This is a genomic window from Coleofasciculus sp. FACHB-1120 (genome assembly GCF_014698845.1).
Lineage (GTDB): Bacteria > Cyanobacteriota > Cyanobacteriia > Cyanobacteriales > FACHB-T130 > FACHB-T130.
The window spans coordinates 59,994-82,958 of record NZ_JACJTV010000011.1 but is presented as its reverse complement, the minus strand read 5'-3'; the positions used below and the strand labels follow the sequence as shown (position 1 = coordinate 82,958).

Here is a 22,965-nt window from a genome sequence, read left to right as displayed (position 1 = left end):
TATATGGCTCCGGCAATCTATGATTTACCAGCGATCCGAATGCGCGATCGCTTCTACATCCACAATCATCAGTAAGCGTCCCTGACAGTCATATAAGCCTCGCAAAAAAGGAGCCAGTTCCTCACTCACCTCTGCTGCTGAGACAATTTGATCGGGATCGAGAGATAGCACACCTTCGACATGAGAAACTGCTAATCCCATCCGCATCGACGGGAGATTGATATCGCGAGGGTCGGGCGCTTCTACGACTAAAATCCGACTCCGAGCTTCGTGACTTTCCACCGGGTCGGCACCCATGAACCGACCAAAATCTGCCACTGCCAGAATTTCCCCTCGCAGATTGGTTAAACCCAATAAAAAGGGAAGCGTATTCGGAACGGCGGTAATGGTTTGATCGCCCAAAACCAGCACTTCTCTGACTGCCGTTAGTTCGACTGCAAATAGGCTCTTGTCTTGACCAAAGAGAACGAATTGGCGAGTCATAATCAATTAAAAATTAAAAATGTAAAATTATAATTGATTAATTTTTAAGTTTTAATTTTTAGAGGAGGCGGCGCACTAGGTTAATAAACTGTTTCGCCTCAAGTGGCTTGCTTACATAAGCATCGGCTCCCAGCTCGATTCCCCAAGCTTTGTCAATCTCTGTATTTTTTTGAGTACAAAACACGACAGGTAAGTGTTTGGTTTCTTCGTTCTCTCGTAACTCCCGGACCACTTCAAATCCGTTCATCCGTGGCATGACCACATCTAATATCACGAGATCGGGTGGCTTCTCCTGGATGCGAGCGATCGCTTCCTCTCCATCACTCGCTCTTACTACTTCCATCCCCGCCTCTTGTAAAATTCGGCAAATCATCTCTAGTTCAGTCGGCACATCATCAACGACTAATACTCTCGACATCGCAATCCTCACAAGTATTTATTATCAACTCGATTCTATCTGAGTTCATTCCTGCTCAAAAAGCCTCAGTATTTTTACTGAAACATCTTCTATGATTCCTCTCATAGGCTGGAAAATATACCTTAACAAAGTTCATTTCCGCCCCCAAGAATTTAGCTTTCTTGTTAATAATTTGTTGCTTTAACTCACCTGTTGTACCAGAGCCAGAGTGGATAGAATTGGCGGCGATGCCAACCAAGTCCACTTAGGTGGAATCAGGTCAAATCAAGAGTTTTCAACCCGCGCATTATCTGGTTTTCCTGTACTTAGGCACAGTTTCACCCGGCGACTTAAGAATGGTACAAATATGAGTTAAATATCCAATTATATTTAGTTAATGCTTATAATATAAGTTATAAGCACGATTATTATGAAAGTCATAAAAATTAAATGAAATTATAGGATTTCATCAACCAATATTTTTAACTTTCTTAATTTAAAGTAACTTTTTTTAAGCTTTTGAAAACAAATCTTACCATTCCCAAACAATTCCAATTCACTTTTTTGATGCAACCAAAGAGAAAAGCGCTAGAGGAAAGCGCTTTCTCTGAAAATTTTGATGCTTTTTTTGATGGTTTACAGTTTGTGCGCGAGAGGCGGCAGGCTGCTTAAGCTGGCGATAAACTTTACCGCTTTTGCTAGAAGAGGGAGTCTGAGGAACGGGTATCTGTCGCCAGAGAAGGACAGGAATACTGAGGACGCCTAGAATCATCACGAGTCCAGCAATTATCCAGACATACAGACGATTTGCCTGATAATCGCTGCGCTCAATTTGCCAAAAAACCTGGTTGTAACGCCATGCCGCAAAGGCAATTAGGACAATGCCAGCAATCACTAGACTGATGCCAAGGCTCTGGGAACTGATGAACGAGTGAGAAGTGGTATTCTGACCTGTGACGGCGGCTTGCAGTTGCTGTAGGAATAAACCAAAACGAGCTAAAGCAAACCCAAATCCAATCAGTGAAATCGAGGTACGCAACCAAGCTAGAAATGTCCGCTCATTGGCTTGATGCTCTCGCTGGCGGTCGATTTTTGGTTGTTTATCCATTACTCCTGTTGCTCAGACGTTAGCAGGTTCTAGGCTTAATTTCAGCAGCTTTCCCAATTTTAGAGACTCCAGTATTTTTCTAAAAAAAGCAACATCCTATTGGACACGGGTAATCTTGATACCCCAATCAGTAACCGCCTCATTTAATTGCTGCAATAAAGTCTGAGCAATTTCGCTTCTAGAATGAACCGCTTGCTCTAGCTTGATTCGACCAATTTCAGAGCGCAGGATAGAGATAACTAAGTTTTTTAAAGTTGTCTCAATATTTTCAATGGTGTAATAAGTGCGTTCTAAATTTAGGATGCGCCAATACACAATTGCATCGACTTCCAGCACCACACTATCTTTTGTGATTGCTGGCTGGCGCTCGATTTCCAAAATCTGTTCGCGGGTTGTATTCTGGTAGACAATCGTATCCAACCAAGGCAAGATAAAGTGGATACCTGGTTTCAGCGTTCGATGGTATCGACCCAAACGCTCTACTAAGGCTTCATTACTTTGACGAATAATTTTTACAGAATATCCCAGCACGAAACTAATGATGACCGCGCCGAGGGCAGCAAGGAATAACTTCATCTTGTTCTCCTGCTGGGATATTTCTCACAAAGCAATTGAGCGTTTTCTTTTTAGAATGATGTTCGCTCAAGGGCGCTATTTACCTTAACTTTTAATCGCGCCAAAATCCAGAGAATCGCCAAGATTTGGCGTACTTTTGCGTAAACCTCTGTGTTCTTTGCGTTAAAAAAACGTCTAGCGATAGTTATTAAATTGCAAGGAAACCGGAAAATCTTCCTGCTTCAAGCGTTGAATTACCAGCTGCAAGTCATCTTTAGATTTAGCAGAAACTCGCACAGCATCACCTTGAATTGAGGCCTGCACTTTTTTAATTTCGTCCCGAATTATTTTGGTGATTTGTTTAGCGATTTCCTGGCTAATGCCTTTACGCAGTTTGATTTCCTGACGAATGCGATTACCGCCAGCTGATTCAGGCTTGCCATAATCAAAAATTTTCAAGCTAAGGTTGCGCTTAGCGGATTTAATTTGCAGGACGGTATGAACAGCATCTAAGGTAAATTCGCTATCCGTGCTAATTGTAATAGCCTCATCACCTAATTCGAGGGTAGTTTTAGTGTCTTTGAGGTCAAAGCGGCTTTTTATTTCCCGCTCGGTTTGGTCTACGGCATTGACCAATTCTTGCCGGTCAAAATCGCTGACAATATCAAAAGAGTATGTAGAAGCCATAAAGAATCGTTAGGGGTTGGCTAATTGATATTAGAAGAATCGCTAATTGCTATTGGCAGAGAGGAGGCTGAGGGCAAATAAGGTGCCGTTGCTCAGGGTACCGATGCCGAACATCAGCGATCGCGCGATTGGGACATTGAGAATATAAAAAACGGAGTATAATGACCGGGCAACAACGAAGGCGATCGCTGCGATCGCTGCCAAGGGCGAATCTACACCTGTCACATAAGCCATCAGGGCTGCCGCCGCAAATATCATAAATGCTTCAAACGAGTTTTGGTGCGCCCAAGTGGCTCGTTGTCCGTAGGGAGGCAGCTTCTCAAACATGGCACGGGGAGCCGCCGCGTCATACCCCACAGTCCCACGGGCGTAACCCACTACCAAAAAGGGGATATAAATCAGAACAGCGGCTGCGGCAATGCAGTCAAGCAGAATAGCAGGTACTGGAATCATAGCTTCATTGTAGAGACGCCAGCGGTAGCGCGTCGCGTCTTTTTAATCAAAGTAGAACAGAGTCACCACTTTGCGTTGTTCTTCCGCATCCTGACAAGTTTTGAGCAGGGTGTGGCTGTCGTGAAACGCAAAACAGATTAGCTGCTGACACCGAGAGACTATCTCCTGGTTGCAGAGAGCGCTGGCCTCAGCCAACGATAAATTGTCGTTTTCGGGATTTTCTACCAAATGCATCACCTGTTCTAGCTGCTCCCGCGATTCCCGTGGCTGACGCTCTAAGCTTTGGGGCAAAATCACAGTCAGCAGGCTAGAATCGGCTCGCATCGCCCCTCGGATGGCGGCTAAATTGGTTCCGGTGGCACCAGAGGTGATGAGCCGGTTCCCGGTTAAAACCAAGGCATAGCTCATCATCTCAATGAGATTTTGATGGGTGATGGGAACGTGACGCGACCCCAGCAGGGCAATCCGTTTGGAACCTGTTTGCTGGATAGTCGCCAGTTCTTGCGCTAAGGCATCAAGCTTAGGAATGTCAATGGATTGGCTCAATGACGATTTCTGTCTGAACAACCTCGCTATTTTATCAGACCCCGATGACAACAGCGATGGAGTTTCTGCATCTTAGTTACCCAGTTCTCAGTTCCATCCGTTAGCGAGAATTATTTGCACTTTTATAAAAAGCTATGCTATATTTATGAATCGTCGGACGGACGCATAGCTCAGTTGGTTAGAGCACCACGTTGACATCGTGGGGGTCACTGGTTCGAGTCCAGTTGTGTCCATTTTTTTCAGTGCTATATAACCCTCTTCTTTAAAGTTTGATTTTGCCGCTCCGGCAAAATCAAACTTTAAATGACAATTACTCACGCAGCGCTTACCTGGAATAACGCTCTACCATTCCCAAAACGGGCGTTACTTCCGACTCAGCAACCTTCGGAACTAAAAATCCTCCTGCATAAATCTGGGGATTCACGGCTGCGATTTGGGTATAAGATTGGCGAACCTGAGCATTCACTGCAACAGTTTTGACATCGTACATTTGCATACCCATATTTGGGTATACGCCAAGACCGATAATCAGCACCAGAAAGCAAGCCGCAATAAACACTTCACGAGGTCTGGCATCGATAAATGCTGCATCTATCGGCAAGCTACAGTTTGTACCAAAACAAACCGGCTCCTGATTTCCCTGATTCTGCAAATCTGCATCCGTAATGTCGCAGGTAGGTGCAATGTCGCAGGTAGGGACTTCACCAGAGTTGTAAAATACCTGTCGCAGCATCGAAAGCAGATAAATCGGGGTCAGAATGACACCCACGGCGGCTAGAAAGACGGTCACGGTGCGGAAAGTTGAGCTGTAGATATCACTTGTCGTTACACCGATGAAAACCGACAGTTCGCTAGCAAAGCCGCTCATTCCCGGCAGCGCCACTGATGCCATGACACCCATTGTAAACAGGGCAAACACAGTAGGCATTGCCTGAGCAATTCCGCCCATTTCTTTCATGGACATCGTGTGAGTGCGGTCGTAAGTCACTCCAGCTAAAAAGAATAGTAATGAGGCAATCAAACCGTGAGAAATCATTTGCAGCATTGCGCCGTTGATTCCCAAGTCGGTGAAGGACGCAATCCCCAATAGAACAAATCCCATATGAGAAACCGACGAATAAGCGAGGCGACGCTTCATATTCGTCTGGGCAAAGGAGTTAAACGCACCGTAGATAATATTGACAACGCCCAAAATCGCTAGAACGGGTGCAAAGTAGACGTGTGCATCCGAAAGAAGCCCTAAGTTGAGGCGAATCAAACCATATCCGCCCATCTTCAGCAGTACACCCGCCAATACCATTGATACGGGAGAGGATGCCTCACCGTGTGCATCTGGTAGCCAGGTGTGCAAGGGGAAAACCGCTAGTTTGACACCAAAGGCAACGAGCAATCCTGCATAAAGCAGCAGTTCTAAAGCAAGCGGGTAATCCTTCAAGCCGAGTTCGACTATATCGAAGGTTAGATTGTCGCCGTAGAATGCCATCGCCAGACCAGCCACCAAAATAAAGATAGAAGCGGCGGCGGTATAGAGTAAGAACTTCATCGCGGCGTACTGACGCTTCTGTCCACCCCAAATCGAGACGAGTAGGTAGACGGGAATAAGTTCTACTTCCCACATAATGAACAGCAGCAGCACGTCTTGGGCGACAAATACCCCTACCTGTGCGGAGTACAGCACCAGCATCAGGAAATAAAATAGGTGGGGTTTGAGATTAACTTGCCACGCTGCAAATATTGAGAGTGTCGTTACTAAGCCTGCCAGAAGCACCAGCGGGGCTGAAACTCCATCGACGGAAACTGACCAGTTCAAGCCTAACTGAGGCACCCAGGCATATTTCTCGACGAGTTGAAAAGTAGCGCTGCTGGGATCGTAATGCTTCCAAAAGACATAGCACATCAATGCAAAGTCTGCGATCGCTACTCCGAGTGCATACCAGCGCACTCGCTTGCCGTCTTTATGAGGCAGAAAAGGGATCAGCAGTGCAGCAATGAGTGGGAACAGGACAATCGCGCTAAGCCAAGGAAATTGATCCTCAATCATGGCAGTAGGAAAAAATACTTATTTCTGTATGTGATTATCTTATTAAACTTTGTAAACATTTAGTCATAAATCTTTCTTGTAGATCACTATAGACGGATCTATAGGTATAGGCTGAGCGACCTGAGCGTATGGTACGAGGCGCAGGCGATCGCTTGTGCTGGAGGATAGAGGCGATCGCGAAGCGCCGACCTGTCGGTTCGCTCTTTTGTCGTGGAGTCTAACTGGGAAGATGCGATCGCCTTCGTCCCATTTCAGACACACAAACTACTGATTTTGTCAAGTGAGTTGGCGCGATCGCGTTTTGGCAGCATGAAAGAGTGCAATGGTGCTAGAGGCTCAGCATGAAAGTTGGGGAAGTGATTAAGCTAATAGAAGAAGATGGTTGGTATCTGGCAAGAACTAGGGGCAGTCATCGTCAGTTCAAGCATCAACTAAGTCCGGTTTAGTCACAATTGCAGGGAAACCCTACGACGATTTAGCACCTGGCACGTTAAACAGCATAATGACGCAAGCTCAACTCAAGGAAGAGAAGGAAACAGGAGAAGAAGAGTAATGCGCTATGCGATTGTGATTGAAAAGCTAGAGAGCAACTATTCAGTTTATGTTCCAGATTTACCGGGATGTGTGGCGACAGGTGCAACTCTTGAAGAGATGGAACAGCAGATAAAAGAAGCGATCGCGTTTCATTTGGATGGTTTGCGAGAAGAGGGTTTACCTATTCCCGAACCAACTCCTCTATGTGAGTATGTTGTTTGCGAAGCATGGTGAGTGAAGCGAGGCGAAGCTTGGTCTTGAGGATGGATTAAATACTATGCAGCCAAGACTTGATGATGCATTGAGAGAAAGTGAGGTACGTTTAACCTTATGCCTTAATAATTACACTAAATTTACAAGGAGTTTGAACCGCCGTGATTTAGAGAATTTTGTGCAAGAAGATTATTGCAGGTGAGCAATGCAGAAGTGGATGCTGCTTATAGAAGATTGAGAATAAGAACAGATTATTACGTGCAAATCGATTAAACATTACATCGGAACGGACGGACGAAAGCTCCTAGTGATGAGTTCAAGGTTGCTTGCCGCCGATTAATTCAACCGTTAGGTGTAAGAAAAACTTAGAGCACTGCCAAATACAGATAACAATGGGTATCAACGACCTATATTCAAAGCGTAAGAAGCTTGCTGAGCGTGGCAACCAACCAGAGGTATATCAGTATACAGACTTGCCCCTCAAATTTCGACGACAGGTAATACATATCTGGTTGAGTGCTATTGGACCTTATTCCGAACCGGCACGCGTCATACGATTCGTGCCATTAGTAAGTCGTTTATGGCACGCAATTCATGACTCGTTTGCTAGGGAACTAGGTTTGTTCAATCTTGGAAGCGAGTTCCAAAATCCTTTCGAGCAATGTAAGTCTTTTTTGCTTGATCAAGACACTCCTGTTGATCATCTCCTCGATCTAATTGAATTTACGTTTCACTACATAGATGAAGATATTCGCGAAATATTGCAAGACTATCAACGCCAAGGTGAGTTAGAGGTGTCCCAACTTCCTGAGGATGCTATTAGCGAGTTAAATCATCGCTTTCGTGAGCATGCAATAGGCTATCAGTACAATAACAGTCAGATCGTTCGTGTTGATTCAGGTTTCATCCACGCAGAGGTTGTTGTACCGGCGCTCATCCTACTCTCTAGTCAGCATTTCAAAGGAGCTGAGCAAGAATTCCGAAGTGCCCATGACCACTATAGAAAGAAGGAATACAAAGATGCAATCGTTGATGCGCTGAATGCTTTTGAGAGTACTATGAAAACAATCTGTGATGAGTGTGAATGGTCTTACTCCAAGGGTGCTACTGCTAAAGACCTTATTACTGTCGTGCTTGAAGAAGAGCTTGTCCCAAAGTATCTTCAAAGCCATTTATCAGCCTTACGGTCTGTTCTTGAAGCTGGTGTCCCCACTGTTCGCAATAAAACATCTGGTCATGGTCAAGGATCACAACCTATAAGCGTCCCTGAATACTTAGCCGCATACGTGTTGCACCTTACCGCTTCAAATATAGTTTTGCTTGTAGAAGCATATAAGGCTATACAAGGCGACTCGGCATAAGAAGTAATCGCTCATTCCCTCCCAACTTTGACTGCATCGCTTGCCACGCCTCAATCTGCTGCTGTAATTGCTGGATGCGATGGACAAGCCAGTAGATAGGGCTTAGCCATTAACAAAAGATTGATGTTAAGATTTAGCCCAAATTTTCAAAAAAGGTATTTCAGAATAAATGGTCTTGCTACCTGATAGAGTAGAGCCAGAATGAATGGGATAATAATCGGGAGAGCCACGATGAGTCCCCATTTGCCAAACCGAAGCTCTTGATTCTCGGATTTGAGGAGTGCAATCACAGCAACGGCTCCCATTAATATCCAGATACAAGCAAAGACAATGAAGATAATATATGCTGAGTCTTGCATTTTTTTCCCTACTAGCGAGAGTAGTCTCTTTTTAGGTTAGCTTGACCTATTTGTGCAGTTGACTTCCTTTAGTTGGGTTATTCTGATTGACTAAGGTTGATTATCATCATTTAGCCGACAGCGCCCCTGCGTCTCGCACTCGATGCGCTTTTGGCGATCGCTAACAATCGTGGCTAAATCGGGTCGTCCAGTGAGGGCAAGTCGCCAATCAGCCCAAATTTCATACAGCGTATCCACGATAGAACCGATAATCGGCAATTTGGTAGCTGCATAGATCCACCCCATCCCCAAGATTTCATAGACGCGGCGGAAGACTTCTACATTCTTGACGACAGTCCCATCGGGAAGCACCGCATGAATTCGCCCCATCGCCGTTTCAAAGTCAACACCGCCATGCACTTCCGGGGTATAGCGATCGCCTGCGATGTCCACAAACGCCACCAAACCTCGACCGGCATCCCGTTTCTTCAAAAAATTGACTTCTCGCACACATAAAGGACATTCACCGTCATACAGCAGCTCAATTTGCCATGATGGTGAAGAAGACTGAGGCGGGGTAGAAGCTTCAAGCGATTCGGGGAACGGAGTCTTAGAAGAGGACATAGGTGGTTCTCAATTAACGGATTCCTCACATGAGGAGAACAAGCACACCTTAATATTGTAAAGAAACTTAAAGATATGAGCTTTCTTCTGGGATGTGCAGTTTGGGGTTATAAAGGCTGGATAGGCGACCTTTTTCCATCTGGAAGCCGTTCCAAAGATTTTCTGCGCCTATACAGTCAGCGTTTCACAACCGTTGAAGGCAATACGACTTTCTACGCCGTACCAGACGCAGATACCGTAGCGCGTTGGGCACAAGAAACACCAGCAGGTTTTAAATTTTGCCTCAAGTTGCCTCGGAATGTGACACACAATGGCTTGCTACAACCGTCGATTCCAGAGGCATTAAAGTTTTTAGAACAGATGCAAGGTTTAGGCGTTAGCGCAGCATCTCCAGAGGAGAGTCGTCTTGGCCCCATTTTTGCCCAATTGCCTCCCAACTATCCCCCGGCATATTTGGATGACTTAACCGCTTTTTTGGAGGCATGGCCTCGCCATGAAGCACCTTTAGCGCTGGAAGTTCGTCATCCCGACTGGTTCAAAGAACCCCACAGCAACCATCTGACGGCGCTTTTGCAGCAGTTGGGTGTGGGACGGGTACTGTTGGATACTCGCCCTGTTTACACGGCATCGGCAAAGCCTCAAGAGTATCCAGAATCGCGAAAACCCAACGTGCCTGTGCAACCAATTGTCACGGCTTCCTTTAGCTTAATCCGGTTTATCAGCCATCCAGAGCAGTCGGTGAATCAGCCTTTTATGGAAGAGTGGGTGAGTTTGCTAGATGGGTGGTTGCGTCAGGGGACAAAGATTTACTTCTTCGTCCATTGTCCTTTAGAAGAGCGATCGCCTGGAAATGCCCGTCATTTTCAGCAGTTGCTAGAACAACATAACGCACCCGTTCCACCCCTTCCCTGGAATGCGATTGAGTTGCCACCTACCCAGCTAAGTCTGTTTTGAAAGTGTTGTTTTGCAAGAATTATCTCTAGCGATTTCTGGGTCTAACCCCCTGAAATTGTCTTGGAGGATTGACAATCGTTACATCTGTCGAACGAACCCTAGAAGCAGTGAGTTTTTGGTAAAATAACCCTGCTGATTGCGGAGTTGGAAATGGGCCAATTTGGAAGCCATTAACTGTAGTATTCGTGTCTCTCCAGTAACAAGAGCGAACTTCTATAGTTGGGTATTCTCTAGTTATGCGTTGAAGAACAGTTCGCTCGGCGTTTTTAACCCGAACTAACCATTTCCCTGCAAAAAAAGGACAATTTGTTGCATTTGCTTGAGCGCTTGCAACGCGGTGTTGGTCTAAGGACAGTGTTTGGATGCCAGAAAACGAAAAACCCAGGACGATGGCTAGAGTGAATTTGACGCGATTGTTCATAAAAGATGAGTTTACCCTCTAGAAGTTAAAGAACGGCGGAATATATCTTTGGCAATCAAATACATACTGGAAGCGGTTAGTAGAATTTGACCAAACTGTAAAATTGGAGCGAGTCGCCATCCCTGAAAAAACAGAATCAAACCGCACAGTAAATAAACTGAAGCCAGAACACTATCTTGAATTAGATTTTCAACTTGAAAAGGTCTGCGAAGCAATAATCCTAAAGATATAAGTAATATGCCAAACAGTATCAGTACAATCCCAAGAATACTGGCTGAGTTGATACCGAAGTTAATCATACTGAATTTTTAAACAATAAATTTTCATGACTATTGTTGTTATAACTCACAAAATTTCCACCGTTCCCTGCTGACCATCAATTCGTACCTGTTGACCATCTTGCAATAATTGCGTGGCGTTGTGGATATCCATCACCGCTGGAATGCCATACTCGCGGGCAACAATCGCACCGTGAGAAAGACGTCCTCCCACTTCTGCAATTAACCCACCCACGCGAGACAGCAGTGCTGCCCAACCAGAATCAGTGTAAGGCACGACTAAAATAGTGTCGCGGTCAATATCTGGAATTGCTTGTAAACTGCGGAGAACTTTTACTTTCCCTTCTACTTGCCCCGGACTGGCACCAATGCCTTGCAATCGCTTTTGACTGACTTGCCGGTTGGCGGTGTTGAAATATGTAGAGGGCGGCGCATTACCATAGACTAAAGGCGATACACTCGCCATCTGACTATCTTGTTCCAGTTGCGATCGCCTTTGTTTCACCAACTGCGGAACTTGGTCAATGAATGACTGGTCAGATTGTTGAATGATTTGCCTAATTTCATGGAATTTCAAGAAGAATATATCTCCTGATTGAGAGAGCAAACCTGACTGCAACCAGATATTTTCTAAGGCTACAAAATTCCAACGCACTTCCGCCAACAAACGACTATAGATATCTGTAACCTTGCCCTTCAAATTGAGCCGTCGCTGCACGGAATCAACCTTCCATCCCTGCTTTTCTTTGGGTTCTCTGTACCTATGTTCAGTTTCCCCGAAAAACTGCGTCAGCAATTCCCGAACCGCATGAGGATCTTCCTTCCAAGTAGGAACAGCGATATCGGTTCCCACATCGCTCAAGTATCCATAACGGTCAAGCCATCGATCGAACTGTTCTAGAATACTTTGCCCATCTGGCATTTCAGCCAGCAGGGTGAAGAAAGAGGATGAATTTTCAGGTGATGATGGCGAATGAGGGAGCAAATTACGGGCATCCAGTGCGATATCTTCGAGCGATCGCAATGAAGCCACTTCCGGAGTTTGGCTGTTATCTAATTGTGAATCCTTGACCTTGAATAACGCTTGCCGCAACGCAAAACTCAAGGGAGCGAGAATACTGTAATACGTTGCCCGTTTCAGCACTTCTAGCAAAGTATCTATCCGTTCCAGCAGCGCCGCAGGTTGGCTTGTAGAGACAAGAGCGATCGCGCCTGATTCTTGAGAAGAATCCAGTCCCGCTTTTAAATAAGCAGATTCCTGTTCCAAAATAGGGGTAAATAAGCGCCGTTCATCTCGCGCAAAATCCTTTTCTAAACTCAACTCACGCCCCAATAACCGCAGTAACCCCGGCACATTTCGCAGCGTAGAAACCAGAGGGGGTTTTGAGAACTTAGCACCTCTGGTTAAAAACTCTAAACTTTCTGCCGGTAAACCCATACGACGGAAAGTTTGCCCTAACAAGGTTGCATTAAAGTAGGCGCGAGAGGCTTGCAACGTCGCCATTTCATTAAAATCTAAACCAGCCGCTTCTTTGCCCAAAACTAAAGTAAAAATCTCTCCCCAAACACCGCAAGTCAAAGGACGATTAATCGACCACGTCAGCGGACGAATTAATCCCGGAATCACCTCAGCGGCAATCTTGCGCGTCCAGATGGGTTGCAGAGTAGTAATTGTCCGCGATTGCAATAACCACAGGGTTTGCCCATCGTAACTCCATTCAACATCTTGGGGAATGCCGTGATACTGACTTTCCAACTGCCGCGCTAAGTAAGCGACTTGCTGAATCAATGCCGGGGGGACATCGCCGCTACCTTCCACGGGTAAAGACTCGACATCCTGCGCCTGAAGATCGTCTACAAACACCCGATATTGCTCCGGCGTCACTTGCCCGGATACAATCCGCGCCGCATCTCCCGGCAATGCCTCAATCACGACTGCATTACCTTGCTGGGCAATCGGATCTCGGCTAAAAGCAACACCTGAAAAGACGCCCCGGACTTGTGTTTGAATCAACACCGACATCGAAGCTTCTGGGAGATTGCGATCGCGCCGATAAGTCTTTGCTGCTGGGTTATCGTAAGAAGCCAGAACGCGAGTAATCGCCTCCTCCAACGCTTCTGCACTCGTAACATTCAAAATCGTCTCGTATTGTCCCGCCGCCGAAGCCTGTTCCGAGTCTTCCCCAACCGCAGAAGAACGCACCGCGAGGGGTTGTTGTTCGGAAACTTGGAGAAACTCCATCATCACCCCCGGATCGTCCCCAGGCGTCAGCACCCAGCCCATCGGCACCGGATAACCCCAGCGTTTCAGCTGAGATAACGTTGCCGCTTTTTGTCCCACCTTGCTGGCTTCTAGCGGTTGATCGAGAGAAACAATCGCTTTATCACCTCGGAAAAAACGAAACACAGCTTTATTCCCAGTTTGTGCTTGTTCGGATGGAAGGTCTAAATCATCGGGGATTTTCTGATAAATCCAGGCGATGATACTACTGAGAGCGATCGCGGCGACAACTTGCGCGGTTGAGTGATTCGGCAATAGCGCCATGAATACGGGCAACAAAATTAAAACCAAAATGCGCCCCTGTTTCCTCTCCCGCACCAGTGTAAAACTAACTCCCCCAATTACAAATACTAAGACTGCTACTAGCGGAGCATGAACCGCAATCCCCCACACAACATTCGTTGTGCCAGCGCCCCGCCCCATCCAATAACGCCCCAGCACCAGCGCAATCAGCGCAATTAACTCCCATTCCGGGTTCGCAGGAAAGAAACTCCGCGCCAATAAAACCGCAGCAATCCCCTTAGAAGCTTCCGACAGCACTGCCAAAATCCCCGCAAGCCGTCCCCCGTGGTAAAAAGCAGCAGAGACGGACACATTGCCCGTGCCCAGTCTTGCCAGTCGCCGCCCAGTCAGGGCGCGAACAATCCAAGCAATGAGAGGCAATCCGCCCAAGAGAGGACAGACAATAAAAATGAGGAGAGCGCCCCAAACTTGAGTCAGAGTCATGGCTGGGAGTAGCAGTACCAACACATGAATTGTAGTAATGTTTCTCAACGCAAAGAACAACAGAGGTTCGCAAAGTTGTCGAAATGCCCAGCGATCGCGTCTCTCCTTTGCACCCCTTTGCGCTTCCCTTTGCTACCTAAAGCGTTAAAAATCTAAACGATGTCATCCTCCCGCATTGTCACCTACAGCCCCGCCTACACCGTTGTCCCCACCTACGAGTGTTTTAATCGCTGTAGTTACTGCAACTTCCGCACCGATCCCGGTAAAAGTCCTTGGCTCACCCTCTCAGATGCCCAGAGAATCTTGCGATCGCTTGCCTCTCAAAACGTCTGTGAAATCCTCATCCTCAGCGGCGAAGTGCATCCCCATTCCTCACGCCGTCAGGCATGGTTCCAGCACATTTATGACCTTTGCGAACTAGCCCTATCAATGGGATTTCTGCCTCACACGAATGCAGGGCCATTGAGTTTTGAGGAAATGCAAAAGCTGAAGGATGTTAATGTTTCGATGGGATTAATGTTAGAACAGCTAACACCGCAGCTCTTGCAAACCGTTCACAAACACGCTCCGAGTAAAGTCCCAGAGTTCCGTTTGCAACAGTTAGAGTGGGCAGGAGAATTGCAGATTCCCTTTACAACCGGATTGCTCTTAGGAATTGGAGAAAGCGAGTCAGATTGGTGGGAAACCCTGGAAGCGATCGCGCATCTCCACCAACGCTATCATCACATTCAAGAAGTCATTCTCCAACCCCACAGCCCCGGCGCTCAACAAACCTTCGACGCCCCACCGTTTGACCCCCATCAATTACCCGAAGTCATCGCCAAAGCCCGTCAAATTCTCCCCCCAGATATTACTATCCAAATCCCCCCCAATTTAGTTACAGATTCGGATTGGCTACTCGCCTGTGTAGAAGCTGGTGCCAGAGATTTAGGCGGAATTGGCCCGAAAGATGAAGTGAATCCTGATTATCCTCATATTCAGCATCAGCAATTAAAAGAAATTTTAGAACCTGTGGGCTGGGAGTTAGTACCTCGATTGCCTCTTTATCCTCAGTACGATGATTGGTTATCAGATAGGTTGCAAAGTGCCGTCAATCAATGGCGCAGTGCTACGTTATTAGAAGAGAGCGTTAAATAGAAGCGATCGCATCAACTCTCATCTGACCAATTTAGAAAAGATTGAGTAAAAATATACCCAAATGAGAACAGACCTTTTAGAACGCCCCCTAGAAGTGGTCACTAAACTTGAAAAACTTCTAGACATCAAGCCCGACAAAGACGAAACTCAGTATAACCAGGGCAATGCGCTGTTTAAACAAGATCGTTTTGAAGAAGCGATTGCTAGCTACCAAAAAGCTCTAGAAATTAAACGTGATGCTTACGACGCCTGGTACAACCGGGGCATTGTGCTAGTAAAGTTAGGACGCATTGACGAAGCAATTGCCAGTTGGGACAATGCTCTGGAAATTCAACCGGACTTCTATGAAGCTTGGTACAACCGGGGAATTGCGCTAAGTGAGTTAGGACGCATTGACGAAGCAATTGCCAGTTGGGACAATGCTCTGAAAATTCAGCCAGACTTTAGCGAAGCCTGGTATCACAGAGGTATTCTTTTATTCGACTTAGGACGTTTGGAAGATGCTTTTGCCAGTTTCAAAAAAGCCATCCAGTTAAACCCTAATGATTACTGGAGTTGGTATAATCAGGGCGTTACTTTAACTAACTTAGGTAGCTATGAGGAAGCAATTGCTAGCTTTAACAAAGCCCTAGAAATTCAACCTGGCAATGACTGGATTTGGTATAGCCTAGGTGTGGTATTGAGTAAAATAGACAGCTATGAGGAAGCAATTGCCAGCTTCAACAAAGCTCTAGAAATCCAGCCCGACAGGTTTGATGCTTTGTACAACTTGGCTAGTATTTTATATCGCTTAGGTCGATATGAAGAGGGAATTGTTAGTTACGACAAAGCTATACAAATAAAATCTGATGCTCAAGAAGTCTGGTACAACCGGGGTAATGCATTACTGAAATTAGAACGCTTAGACGAAGCGCTTTCTAGCTATGACCAAGCCTTGAATATTCAACCCAACTTTTACCTGGCTTGGCAATATCGAGGCATTATACTGTTAAAGTTGCGACGCTTAGACGAAGCGATCTCTAGCTTTGATAAAGTCCTAGAATTCAAAACTGACTATCCCGACGCTTATTATAACAAGGCTTGCTGTTATGCCTTACAGAATAATGTTGAGCAAGCAATTGAAAACTTGCAACAAGCCATTAACTTGAGTCCTGACAAATACCCGGAGATCGCAAGAAATGACTCAGATTTAGACGGCATTCGTCATGATGAGCATTTTAAGGCTTTGATTCAGAAAGAAAATAATAGGGAAAAAGAGGTACTGCAAGCTGCTTTACTTAAAAAAGCAGAACTGGAAGAATATGAATGGCTGAAAGCAGCCGTCAGAAATCCAGCTTTTGATTTTTTGAAAGACCCAGAAGAAGACATCTATACTTTAGCTGACGGCGAACCATTCCATGACCCAGAATGGGCGAAAACTATAGCCAGTGACCCAAATTATGGTTTTATAACAGACCCAGAAGAAGACATCTACACTTTAGCTGACGGCGAACCATTCTATGACGAAAGGTAAAATTTTTCTAGCGCCTTTTCCTTATGATGATTTATCGAGTAATAAGGTGCGTCCAGCCGTTTGCTTAACTAACCCAGTAGGAGCTAAAAGGCACATCATCTTGGCTTATATTACCAGTCGTATTCCATCTAGCTTACTGGAAACAGATATCCTGTTAGATAGCGCCCATCCCGATTTTGGCGCTTCAGGATTGCGCGTACCATCGACTATCAGATTGCATCAAATGGTAACAGTTTCTACAACCGTAATCCAGCGAAAATTGGGTGAATTGTCATCTGATACGCAGGTAAAAATTTCTGAAAAGCTGTGCAAGCTGCTGAGTGACTGATTGCGCGATCGCATCCCTACTCACCGCAAAGCGCGATCGCATTTCTACCGATGACCTCTTCCGACATTTTTGTAGAATAGATACACCCCTTTTGAAGCCAGGGTTCCTGGTGTATAAATATCTATGCGTAGATTAGGGCACTACGAGCAAGCGATCGCGAGTATCGATCAAGCCTTGGGCGTTGACTCCAGCGACCCCAAAATCTGGTACAACCGAGGCGAAGCGCTAGCGAACTTAGGTCGCTATCAAGAAGCACTCATCTGCTTCGAGCGAACGGTAGAGATTGCACCCTCAGACGCTGATGCTTGGGTATTTCGAGGCGTTGTGCTAATTCACTTAAAACGCTATGAAGAAGCCCTCTCTAGCTGCGACAAGGCGCTAAAAATTGCCCCAGAAGATAAAGAAGCTTGGACATTCCGAGGCGCGGCGCTGCATCGTCTAGGGCGCTACAAACAAGCCTACGCGAGCTATGACAAAGCCTTGGGAAACCAGAAAACACCACGATGGCGAAAACTCCTTCAGAAATGGGTAATGGGTAATTGGGAATAGGTAACGTTCGTAATTCTCGCCCTCCAAAGTCCCCTGCACCTTTGCCCCTCTCCTTTTCATCAGCGATGAAGTCGGTAAAATAGAGTTATCGAATTCAGGAGCCAGTTTACTGGCATAAAACCCCTATCGAGACTATCTACGGCAATCTTCAAGGTCTTAAGTCCAGCCATCTGAAGCAGCTACAGCGACTGTATCATCAGCGGCTACCGGGCGATTGTCTGACTACGCCAGAATTTGCCCAGAGGCTGGCAGCAATCAGCACGGAAATTAATCAGCCAATGTGCGCCTACATCAATCGCCGGGGACAGGTGATTCGGGTAGGAGTGGGAACCCCCAGGCAAACGCAGATTCCCCCTCTAGAATTGCCTCGCTACGGTGCAGAACGACTTAGCGGCATTCGCTGCATCGCCACCCAGTTGAAACCAGAAGCGCCCAATGAAGCTGCCTTAACTGCAATGGCAATGCAACGTCTGGATGCGCTAGTGGTGATATCCCTGACTGGAACTGGGTTTGAGCGTCGTGGCGGCGGAGCCACAGGTTATATTAAAGAAACTTATCTTGCTCACCTAGTTCCTCACCCGGAAGCTACTTGGAGTCTGTCGCCGCCGATGAGCCTAGATGTGCTGGCGGATCAGGATTTCCTGGAACTGGTCGATGGACTAGAAGCCGAATTCCAGCGGGAATTTGTTGCCCAACAAGTAGATATCGACCACGACCGAGTGCTGCTGGTCGGGTTGATGACGGGTGACAGAACGCCCCAGCAATTCCAAGACGGACTGCAAGAATTAGCGCGGTTGGTGGATACTGCTGGGGGACAAGTCTTGGAGACGATGCAGCAGAAGCGCCCCCGTCCCCATCCTCAGACAGTCGTGGGTGAAGGAAAAGTACAGGAAATTGCCCTCACTGCCCAGACTCTTGGCGTGAACCTGATTGTATTTGACCGCGACCTCTCACCTGCACAGGTTCGCAACTTGGAAGTCCAAACTGGCATTCGGGTGGTAGACCGCACTGAGGTGATTTTGGATATCTTTGCCCAACGCGCCCAGTCCGGTGCTGGGAAGTTGCAGGTAGAACTGGCTCAACTGGAATATATGCTGCCCCGCCTGACAGGTCGAGGTCAAGCGATGTCCCGACTAGGCGGCGGTATCGGCACTAGAGGACCTGGGGAAACAAAATTAGAAACCGAACGCCGTGCGATTCAGCGCCGCATTGCCCGACTGCAACAGGAAGTGAACCAGCTGCAAGCACACCGTTCGCGACTGCGACTTTCGCGCCAACATCAGGAAGTTCCTTCCCTCGCTTTAGTTGGTTACACCAATGCTGGGAAGTCTACCCTATTGAATGTACTGACGAATTCCGAAGTTTACACGGCTGACCAGCTATTTGCGACTCTCGACCCCACCACACGACGCTTAACGATTTCTGACGCCCTGATGGCTCAACCCCTCCAGATTGTGCTGACAGACACAGTGGGATTTATTCACGAGTTGCCGCCTTCTTTAATGGATGCTTTTCGCGCCACCTTGGAGGAAGTGACGGAAGCTGACGCGCTGCTTCATGTGGTGGATTTATCCCATCCGGCGTGGCAAAGTCAGATTCGTTCTGTAATGGCTATCTTGTCGGAAATGCCCATAACACCCGGCCCAGTAATGGTTGTGTTTAATAAAATCGACGAAGTTGATGGCGATACGTTGGTTCTGGCACAGGAAGAATTTCCGCAAGCAGTGTTTATTTCCGCTAGTCAGCGCCTTGGCTTAGAAACTTTGCGTCAGCGCATGAGCCAACTGGTTCAGTATGCGATCGCGCAAGAGTAAAGCCTCAAAAATAACTTCTCCGAAAGGTGAGAACCTAGGTGATTGTCCGTTAGCTCTCTTTGTCTAGCGTACAATCACGTAGGTTCTTTGTGAAGTTCTAGTAAAGCAAGCCCCGTTATTCTTAAAGATTCAGTAAAAATCCTTACTTCACCCTAGACACTGTCTATTGGAATCATCTACATCTAGATTAACTCTGCGTAAAAATACTTACCCTAGTTGGATAAACCGGGCAAAAATACAGGAACTCAATGATAATGGTACAAGCCCTCTCAAAACTAAATATCGGATTACCTGTTTTATCTGCCATCGGTAGCCGTTCCGTTTCGATTTTTGCATCTGTTGTAGTTGCCGCAGGAATAGCCACTGCATCTTCTGCATTCTCCCCTGCCAAGGCTTTCACAATCACCACAAAAACAGGAGCTAATAGTACAGCGGGAAATCCAGGCGGTCAACAACTGTACGATGTTGGTATTACTAAGGATGACATTGGTAATTCCTTTTTAGTTGATTGGTTTCTCGCCAGCGGTACTCAAAACACAGATGGTGAAAGCACCCCTGTAGATTTAAGTGCCACAAGTATCTTTAAGGTGCTTGACTTCACTCAAAATCTCCTATCTTTGGAAGTCAACATTACAAATACAACTTCTGCTAATTTCCAGGCAGCGATACTCAGTACCGGCTTAAGCGTAACTCCCAATGGAAGTGGCTCGTTTGCCACAATGGGCACAGGAAAAGTATTTGATAAGGTTAGGGCAGGTAACGGCCCTCAGCAAAATTATCCGGGTGGCTTCAAAGGTATTGATGTTTGTATCTATGCAGCCAATAATTGCAGTGGTGGTAACGTTAAGCAGGGCTTGCAATCGGGCGATACATCAGACACCTTTAAGCTTAACATTACAGGCAATTTTGGGGTGGATTCCGCTGCTAGTTTAGGGTCTTTTCCCATCAAGTTTCAAACTGAAAATGGTAGTTACGAGCTGGCTGGCAAGCCTCTATCCAACTTACCAAAACCAGTACCTGAGCCTGCTACAGCATTAGCTTTAGGCTTCGTTGCTGCTGGTGCTGCTAGAGCGTTAAAGCGAAAGAATGTAGTGTAACCTTAATTAGCTTTTTGTTAAAAGTTGCCGAGCTTTTAATCTTTCCTTTCATCCGCTAAACCCTGGTTGCCGTTACAAGAAATGTGACGGCAACTAGGGTTTAAATACAGCCGAGAAATCGCTTCCTTAGCGAATTGCCAAGGAAGCTAAAATGAAAATTAAGAAGGTGGGCAAGGACAAAGCTTATATAGCGTTTCTTGCTTGCGTGCAAGATAAAATTGGAACCTCACCCCTAACCCCTCTCCGTTCACGGAGAGGGGAAATATTGAACCGGTTTGCACGAATGGGGAGGAGCCTAGGCGGGGTTAAACCGTACTAGAGAACTGCTATAAATTGAAATTTAAGCCCCACTCCTGCAAGCTATTTATCCCTGCGGCATAGGTAAGGTTGTATTGCAAAGGTGTCACAGTGATGTAATTTTTGCGAATCGCCTGAACATCCGTTTCTATATGGCTGGGTAATAGGGGATTTTCTGGTTGTTCTACTTCCTCCAAAGCCTCACCCGCTAACCAATAATAAGTTTTGCCACGAGGATCTACTCGCTTTTGAAAGATATCAAAATAGCGACGAATTCCTTGGCGAGTCAGAGCAACACCAGCAATTTCTTCCCACTTCACAGGCGGTACATTGACATTGAGTAACATTGCCTCTGGTAGCGGCTGCTTCGATAAGTGAGAAAGCAGAATTGTGGCAAACCGGGCAGCGGGTTGAAATTCCCTTAAAGTGTAACTGGTCAGGCTAAAAGCAATGCTGGGAATTCCTTCAATTACGCCTTCCATTGCTGCTGAAACTGTACCAGAGTAAAGAATGTCGGTGCCGAGATTGGAGCCGTGGTTAATACCAGAAAGGACAAAATCCGGGGGGGCGTCGAGCAACGCACCTAGTGCCAGTTTCACGCAGTCGGAGGGGGTTCCCGAACAAGACCAAGCTTTAACTGTGGGATGAAAAATCGAGTCAACGACTTCGGCGCGAATGGGGTCGTGGAGGGTAAGACCGTGACCAGTGGCGGACCGTTCTCGGTCGGGACAAACTACGGTGACATCGTGACCGGCTTCTGCAAGAGCATTCGCGAGGGCGCGAATGCCCAGAGCGAAGATGCCATCATCGTTGCTGATTAGCAATTTCATCAATTCAATCAAGGGGGTGTATCAAGGAGTTCACTCTATTGTGGATGAATTTGCATCGCAGCCTGTAGCAGCTTGTAGCAGATGAATGAGTCAAAATCGCGCTAAACTCAAGCTTACTGCCACTAGAAATGACCCTCTCTAAAATGACCACGATGCTCAACGAGCTTGAGGCTCAATTAGCCGCGCTCAAACAGGAAGCAACTCAAGCGATCGCTGCCGCCGATACCCTGGAACGCCTAGAGGAACTCAGAGTCGGCTATCTGGGCAAGAAAGGGCAGCTCTCGAAGGTACTAGGGGGTTTGGGCAAATTAGACGCAAGCGATCGCCCCCGCATTGGCGCTTTAGCAAACGAAGTCAAAGAAGCGCTACAACAAGACTTGGATCGCAAGCGGACAAACTTACAGGAAGCACAAATCCAGGCAAAGCTGGAGTCAGAAACCCTGGATGTCACGATGCCGGGAGTTTACCGTCCCCTCGGTCGCAAGCACCCCCTCAACAGCACGATCGACCGGGTTGTAGATATCTTCGTCGGACTCGGCTACACGGTCGCCAACGGTCCGGAAATGGAGACTGACTACTACAACTTTGAGGCGCTGAACACTCCCGCCGACCACCCCGCCCGCGATATGCAGGATACTTTCTACCTGCCGGATGGTAATCTCCTGCGGACTCATACTTCTTCGGTGCAGATTCGTTACATGGAAGAAAATGAGCCACCGATTCGGATTGTCGCACCCGGACGCTGTTACCGTCGGGATACCGTCGATGCGACCCATTCGGCAGTCTTCCATCAGATCGAAATTTTGGCAATAGATGAAGGACTGACTTTCACCGACCTCAAGGGCACCATTAAAGTGTTTTTGGAGGAAATGTTTGGCGCAGAGTTGCCAATTCGCTTTCGGACAAGTTATTTTCCCTTCACTGAGCCTTCTGCGGAAGTGGATGTGCAGTGGCAAGGGCGCTGGCTAGAAGTGATGGGCTGCGGAATGGTCGATCCCAATGTTCTCAAGAAAGTCGGTTACGACCCAGAAGTTTATAGTGGCTTTGCCGCTGGCTTTGGTGCTGAGCGCTTTGCGATGGTACTGCATCAAATTGATGATGTGCGCCGGATGTACAGCAGCGATTTGCGCTTTTTGCGGCAGTTTTAAGTAGGGAATAGGAACCTCACCCCCTACCCCCTCTCCGCCTGCGGAGAGGGGGCTATTTTCTTGGCTTGTTGGGTAGATATATGGTGCTATTGCCTCGCCTTCCTAAAGAGCAAGCAGGGGTTGGAAGTGATGCTTCCGGTCATACCGCATCCCAAGGTTCAATACTCTCTCCCGTCAATATTCTCCCCTCTCCGTTCACGGAGAGGGGCTGGGGGTGAGGTTCCAAGTGTATATATTTCACTAAGAGTGAGA

At 46.8% G+C, this 22,965-nt stretch carries 23 protein-coding genes, 1 tRNA gene and 1 pseudogene; 13 read left to right on the top strand and 12 right to left on the bottom strand.

The window, feature by feature from the left end; genetic code table 11:
• Nucleotides 1–24: 24 nt before the first annotated feature.
• The 7 genes from H6H02_RS12890 to H6H02_RS12860 all read right to left on the bottom strand — a co-directional run bounded on the left by H6H02_RS12890 (nt 25) and on the right by H6H02_RS12860 (nt 4,229).
• A complete protein-coding gene (locus tag H6H02_RS12890) occupies nt 25–483 on the bottom strand; it encodes a chemotaxis protein CheW (protein ID WP_190818172.1) in 459 nt (152 codons plus the stop codon).
• A 58-nt stretch (nt 484–541) separates the two neighbouring features.
• Complete coding sequence (locus tag H6H02_RS12885; RefSeq protein WP_190415835.1) at nt 542–901, bottom strand: response regulator; 360 nt, start codon at nt 899–901, stop codon at nt 542–544.
• Nucleotides 902–1,436: 535 nt separating this feature from the next.
• Nucleotides 1,437–1,988, bottom strand: a complete 552-nt coding sequence (locus H6H02_RS12880) for a DUF202 domain-containing protein (protein WP_190818171.1) — start codon at nt 1,986–1,988, stop codon at nt 1,437–1,439.
• A 96-nt stretch (nt 1,989–2,084) separates the two neighbouring features.
• Entirely contained in the window at nt 2,085–2,564 is a 480-nt protein-coding gene (locus H6H02_RS12875) for a paraslipin (protein WP_190818169.1), read from the bottom strand.
• A gap of 174 nt (nt 2,565–2,738) precedes the next feature.
• Nucleotides 2,739–3,230, bottom strand: coding sequence for a YajQ family cyclic di-GMP-binding protein (locus H6H02_RS12870; protein ID WP_190818167.1), 492 nt, complete (start codon nt 3,228–3,230; stop codon nt 2,739–2,741).
• 42 nt (nt 3,231–3,272) lie between these two features.
• Nucleotides 3,273–3,683 (bottom strand): MAPEG family protein, encoded by a 411-nt coding sequence (locus H6H02_RS12865; RefSeq protein WP_190818166.1) that lies wholly within the window; start codon nt 3,681–3,683, stop codon nt 3,273–3,275.
• Between the two features lie 42 nt (nt 3,684–3,725).
• Entirely contained in the window at nt 3,726–4,229 is a 504-nt protein-coding gene (locus H6H02_RS12860; protein WP_190818165.1) for a DNA recombination-mediator protein A, read from the bottom strand.
• Nucleotides 4,230–4,388: 159 nt separating this feature from the next.
• Between H6H02_RS12860 and H6H02_RS12855 the strand changes: the two genes are divergently transcribed.
• Nucleotides 4,389–4,462 (top strand) — tRNA-Val (locus H6H02_RS12855).
• Between the two features lie 92 nt (nt 4,463–4,554).
• Here the strand turns inward: H6H02_RS12855 and H6H02_RS12850 are convergent.
• Nucleotides 4,555–6,270: an NAD(P)H-quinone oxidoreductase subunit 4 gene (locus tag H6H02_RS12850; RefSeq protein WP_190818164.1), complete on the bottom strand. Its 1,716-nt coding sequence runs from the start codon at nt 6,268–6,270 to the stop codon at nt 4,555–4,557.
• A 210-nt stretch (nt 6,271–6,480) separates the two neighbouring features.
• On the opposite strand from H6H02_RS12850, the gene H6H02_RS27650 reads away from it, so the two are divergent.
• The 4 genes and pseudogenes from H6H02_RS27650 to H6H02_RS12835 all read left to right on the top strand — a co-directional run bounded on the left by H6H02_RS27650 (nt 6,481) and on the right by H6H02_RS12835 (nt 8,378).
• Complete coding sequence (locus H6H02_RS27650) at nt 6,481–6,615, top strand: hypothetical protein (protein ID WP_277922553.1); 135 nt, start codon at nt 6,481–6,483, stop codon at nt 6,613–6,615.
• Nucleotides 6,612–6,823 (top strand): annotated as a pseudogene (locus H6H02_RS27890) (type II toxin-antitoxin system HicA family toxin). Before H6H02_RS27650 ends, H6H02_RS27890 begins: the two are co-directional and overlap by 4 nt.
• A complete protein-coding gene (locus tag H6H02_RS12840; protein ID WP_190818163.1) occupies nt 6,823–7,038 on the top strand; it encodes a type II toxin-antitoxin system HicB family antitoxin in 216 nt (71 codons plus the stop codon). Before H6H02_RS27890 ends, H6H02_RS12840 begins: the two are co-directional and overlap by 1 nt.
• A 371-nt stretch (nt 7,039–7,409) precedes the next feature.
• A complete protein-coding gene (locus H6H02_RS12835; RefSeq protein ID WP_190818162.1) occupies nt 7,410–8,378 on the top strand; it encodes a hypothetical protein in 969 nt (322 codons plus the stop codon).
• Nucleotides 8,379–8,524: 146 nt separating this feature from the next.
• On the opposite strand, the gene H6H02_RS12830 is transcribed toward H6H02_RS12835, so the two are convergent.
• Both H6H02_RS12830 and H6H02_RS12825 read right to left on the bottom strand, forming a co-directional pair.
• Nucleotides 8,525–8,737, bottom strand: a complete 213-nt coding sequence (locus H6H02_RS12830; RefSeq protein ID WP_190818161.1) for a hypothetical protein — start codon at nt 8,735–8,737, stop codon at nt 8,525–8,527.
• A gap of 90 nt (nt 8,738–8,827) precedes the next feature.
• The gene (locus tag H6H02_RS12825; RefSeq protein WP_190818159.1) at nt 8,828–9,340 is read right to left on the bottom strand and encodes a DUF393 domain-containing protein; all 513 of its coding nucleotides are present in this window, start codon (nt 9,338–9,340) and stop codon (nt 8,828–8,830) included.
• A gap of 75 nt (nt 9,341–9,415) precedes the next feature.
• Here H6H02_RS12825 and H6H02_RS12820 point away from each other — a divergent pair, with 75 nt between their 5' ends.
• Nucleotides 9,416–10,294, top strand: coding sequence for a DUF72 domain-containing protein (locus H6H02_RS12820; protein WP_190818157.1), 879 nt, complete (start codon nt 9,416–9,418; stop codon nt 10,292–10,294).
• Nucleotides 10,295–11,060: 766 nt separating this feature from the next.
• On the opposite strand, the gene H6H02_RS12810 is transcribed toward H6H02_RS12820, so the two are convergent.
• Nucleotides 11,061–14,000, bottom strand: a complete 2,940-nt coding sequence (locus H6H02_RS12810; RefSeq protein ID WP_190818153.1) for a glycerol-3-phosphate acyltransferase — start codon at nt 13,998–14,000, stop codon at nt 11,061–11,063.
• Between the two features lie 159 nt (nt 14,001–14,159).
• Here H6H02_RS12810 and cofG point away from each other — a divergent pair, with 159 nt between their 5' ends.
• The 6 genes from cofG to H6H02_RS12780 all read left to right on the top strand — a co-directional run bounded on the left by cofG (nt 14,160) and on the right by H6H02_RS12780 (nt 20,438).
• Complete coding sequence (gene cofG, locus H6H02_RS12805; protein ID WP_190818151.1) at nt 14,160–15,137, top strand: 7,8-didemethyl-8-hydroxy-5-deazariboflavin synthase subunit CofG; 978 nt, start codon at nt 14,160–14,162, stop codon at nt 15,135–15,137.
• 61 nt (nt 15,138–15,198) lie between these two features.
• Nucleotides 15,199–16,650, top strand: coding sequence for a tetratricopeptide repeat protein (locus tag H6H02_RS12800; RefSeq protein WP_190818149.1), 1,452 nt, complete (start codon nt 15,199–15,201; stop codon nt 16,648–16,650).
• The gene (locus H6H02_RS12795) at nt 16,637–16,978 is read left to right on the top strand and encodes a type II toxin-antitoxin system PemK/MazF family toxin (protein ID WP_190818148.1); all 342 of its coding nucleotides are present in this window, start codon (nt 16,637–16,639) and stop codon (nt 16,976–16,978) included. Before H6H02_RS12800 ends, H6H02_RS12795 begins: the two co-directional genes overlap by 14 nt.
• A gap of 123 nt (nt 16,979–17,101) precedes the next feature.
• Nucleotides 17,102–17,527 carry a tetratricopeptide repeat protein gene (locus H6H02_RS12790; protein ID WP_190818147.1) on the top strand — a complete coding sequence of 142 codons (426 nt, stop codon included), beginning with the start codon at nt 17,102–17,104 and terminating at the stop codon, nt 17,525–17,527.
• Nucleotides 17,528–17,652: 125 nt separating this feature from the next.
• The gene (gene hflX / locus H6H02_RS12785) at nt 17,653–19,341 is read left to right on the top strand and encodes a GTPase HflX (protein ID WP_190818335.1); all 1,689 of its coding nucleotides are present in this window, start codon (nt 17,653–17,655) and stop codon (nt 19,339–19,341) included.
• Between the two features lie 248 nt (nt 19,342–19,589).
• Nucleotides 19,590–20,438 carry a cistern family PEP-CTERM protein gene (locus H6H02_RS12780; RefSeq protein ID WP_190818146.1) on the top strand — a complete coding sequence of 283 codons (849 nt, stop codon included), beginning with the start codon at nt 19,590–19,592 and terminating at the stop codon, nt 20,436–20,438.
• A 326-nt stretch (nt 20,439–20,764) separates the two neighbouring features.
• Here H6H02_RS12780 and surE read toward each other — a convergent pair whose 3' ends face one another.
• A complete protein-coding gene (gene surE / locus H6H02_RS12775) occupies nt 20,765–21,565 on the bottom strand; it encodes a 5'/3'-nucleotidase SurE (RefSeq protein WP_190818145.1) in 801 nt (266 codons plus the stop codon).
• 152 nt (nt 21,566–21,717) lie between these two features.
• On the opposite strand from surE, the gene pheS reads away from it, so the two are divergent.
• Nucleotides 21,718–22,713 carry a phenylalanine--tRNA ligase subunit alpha gene (pheS, locus tag H6H02_RS12770; RefSeq protein WP_190818333.1) on the top strand — a complete coding sequence of 332 codons (996 nt, stop codon included), beginning with the start codon at nt 21,718–21,720 and terminating at the stop codon, nt 22,711–22,713.
• Nucleotides 22,714–22,965: the final 252 nt, after the last annotated feature.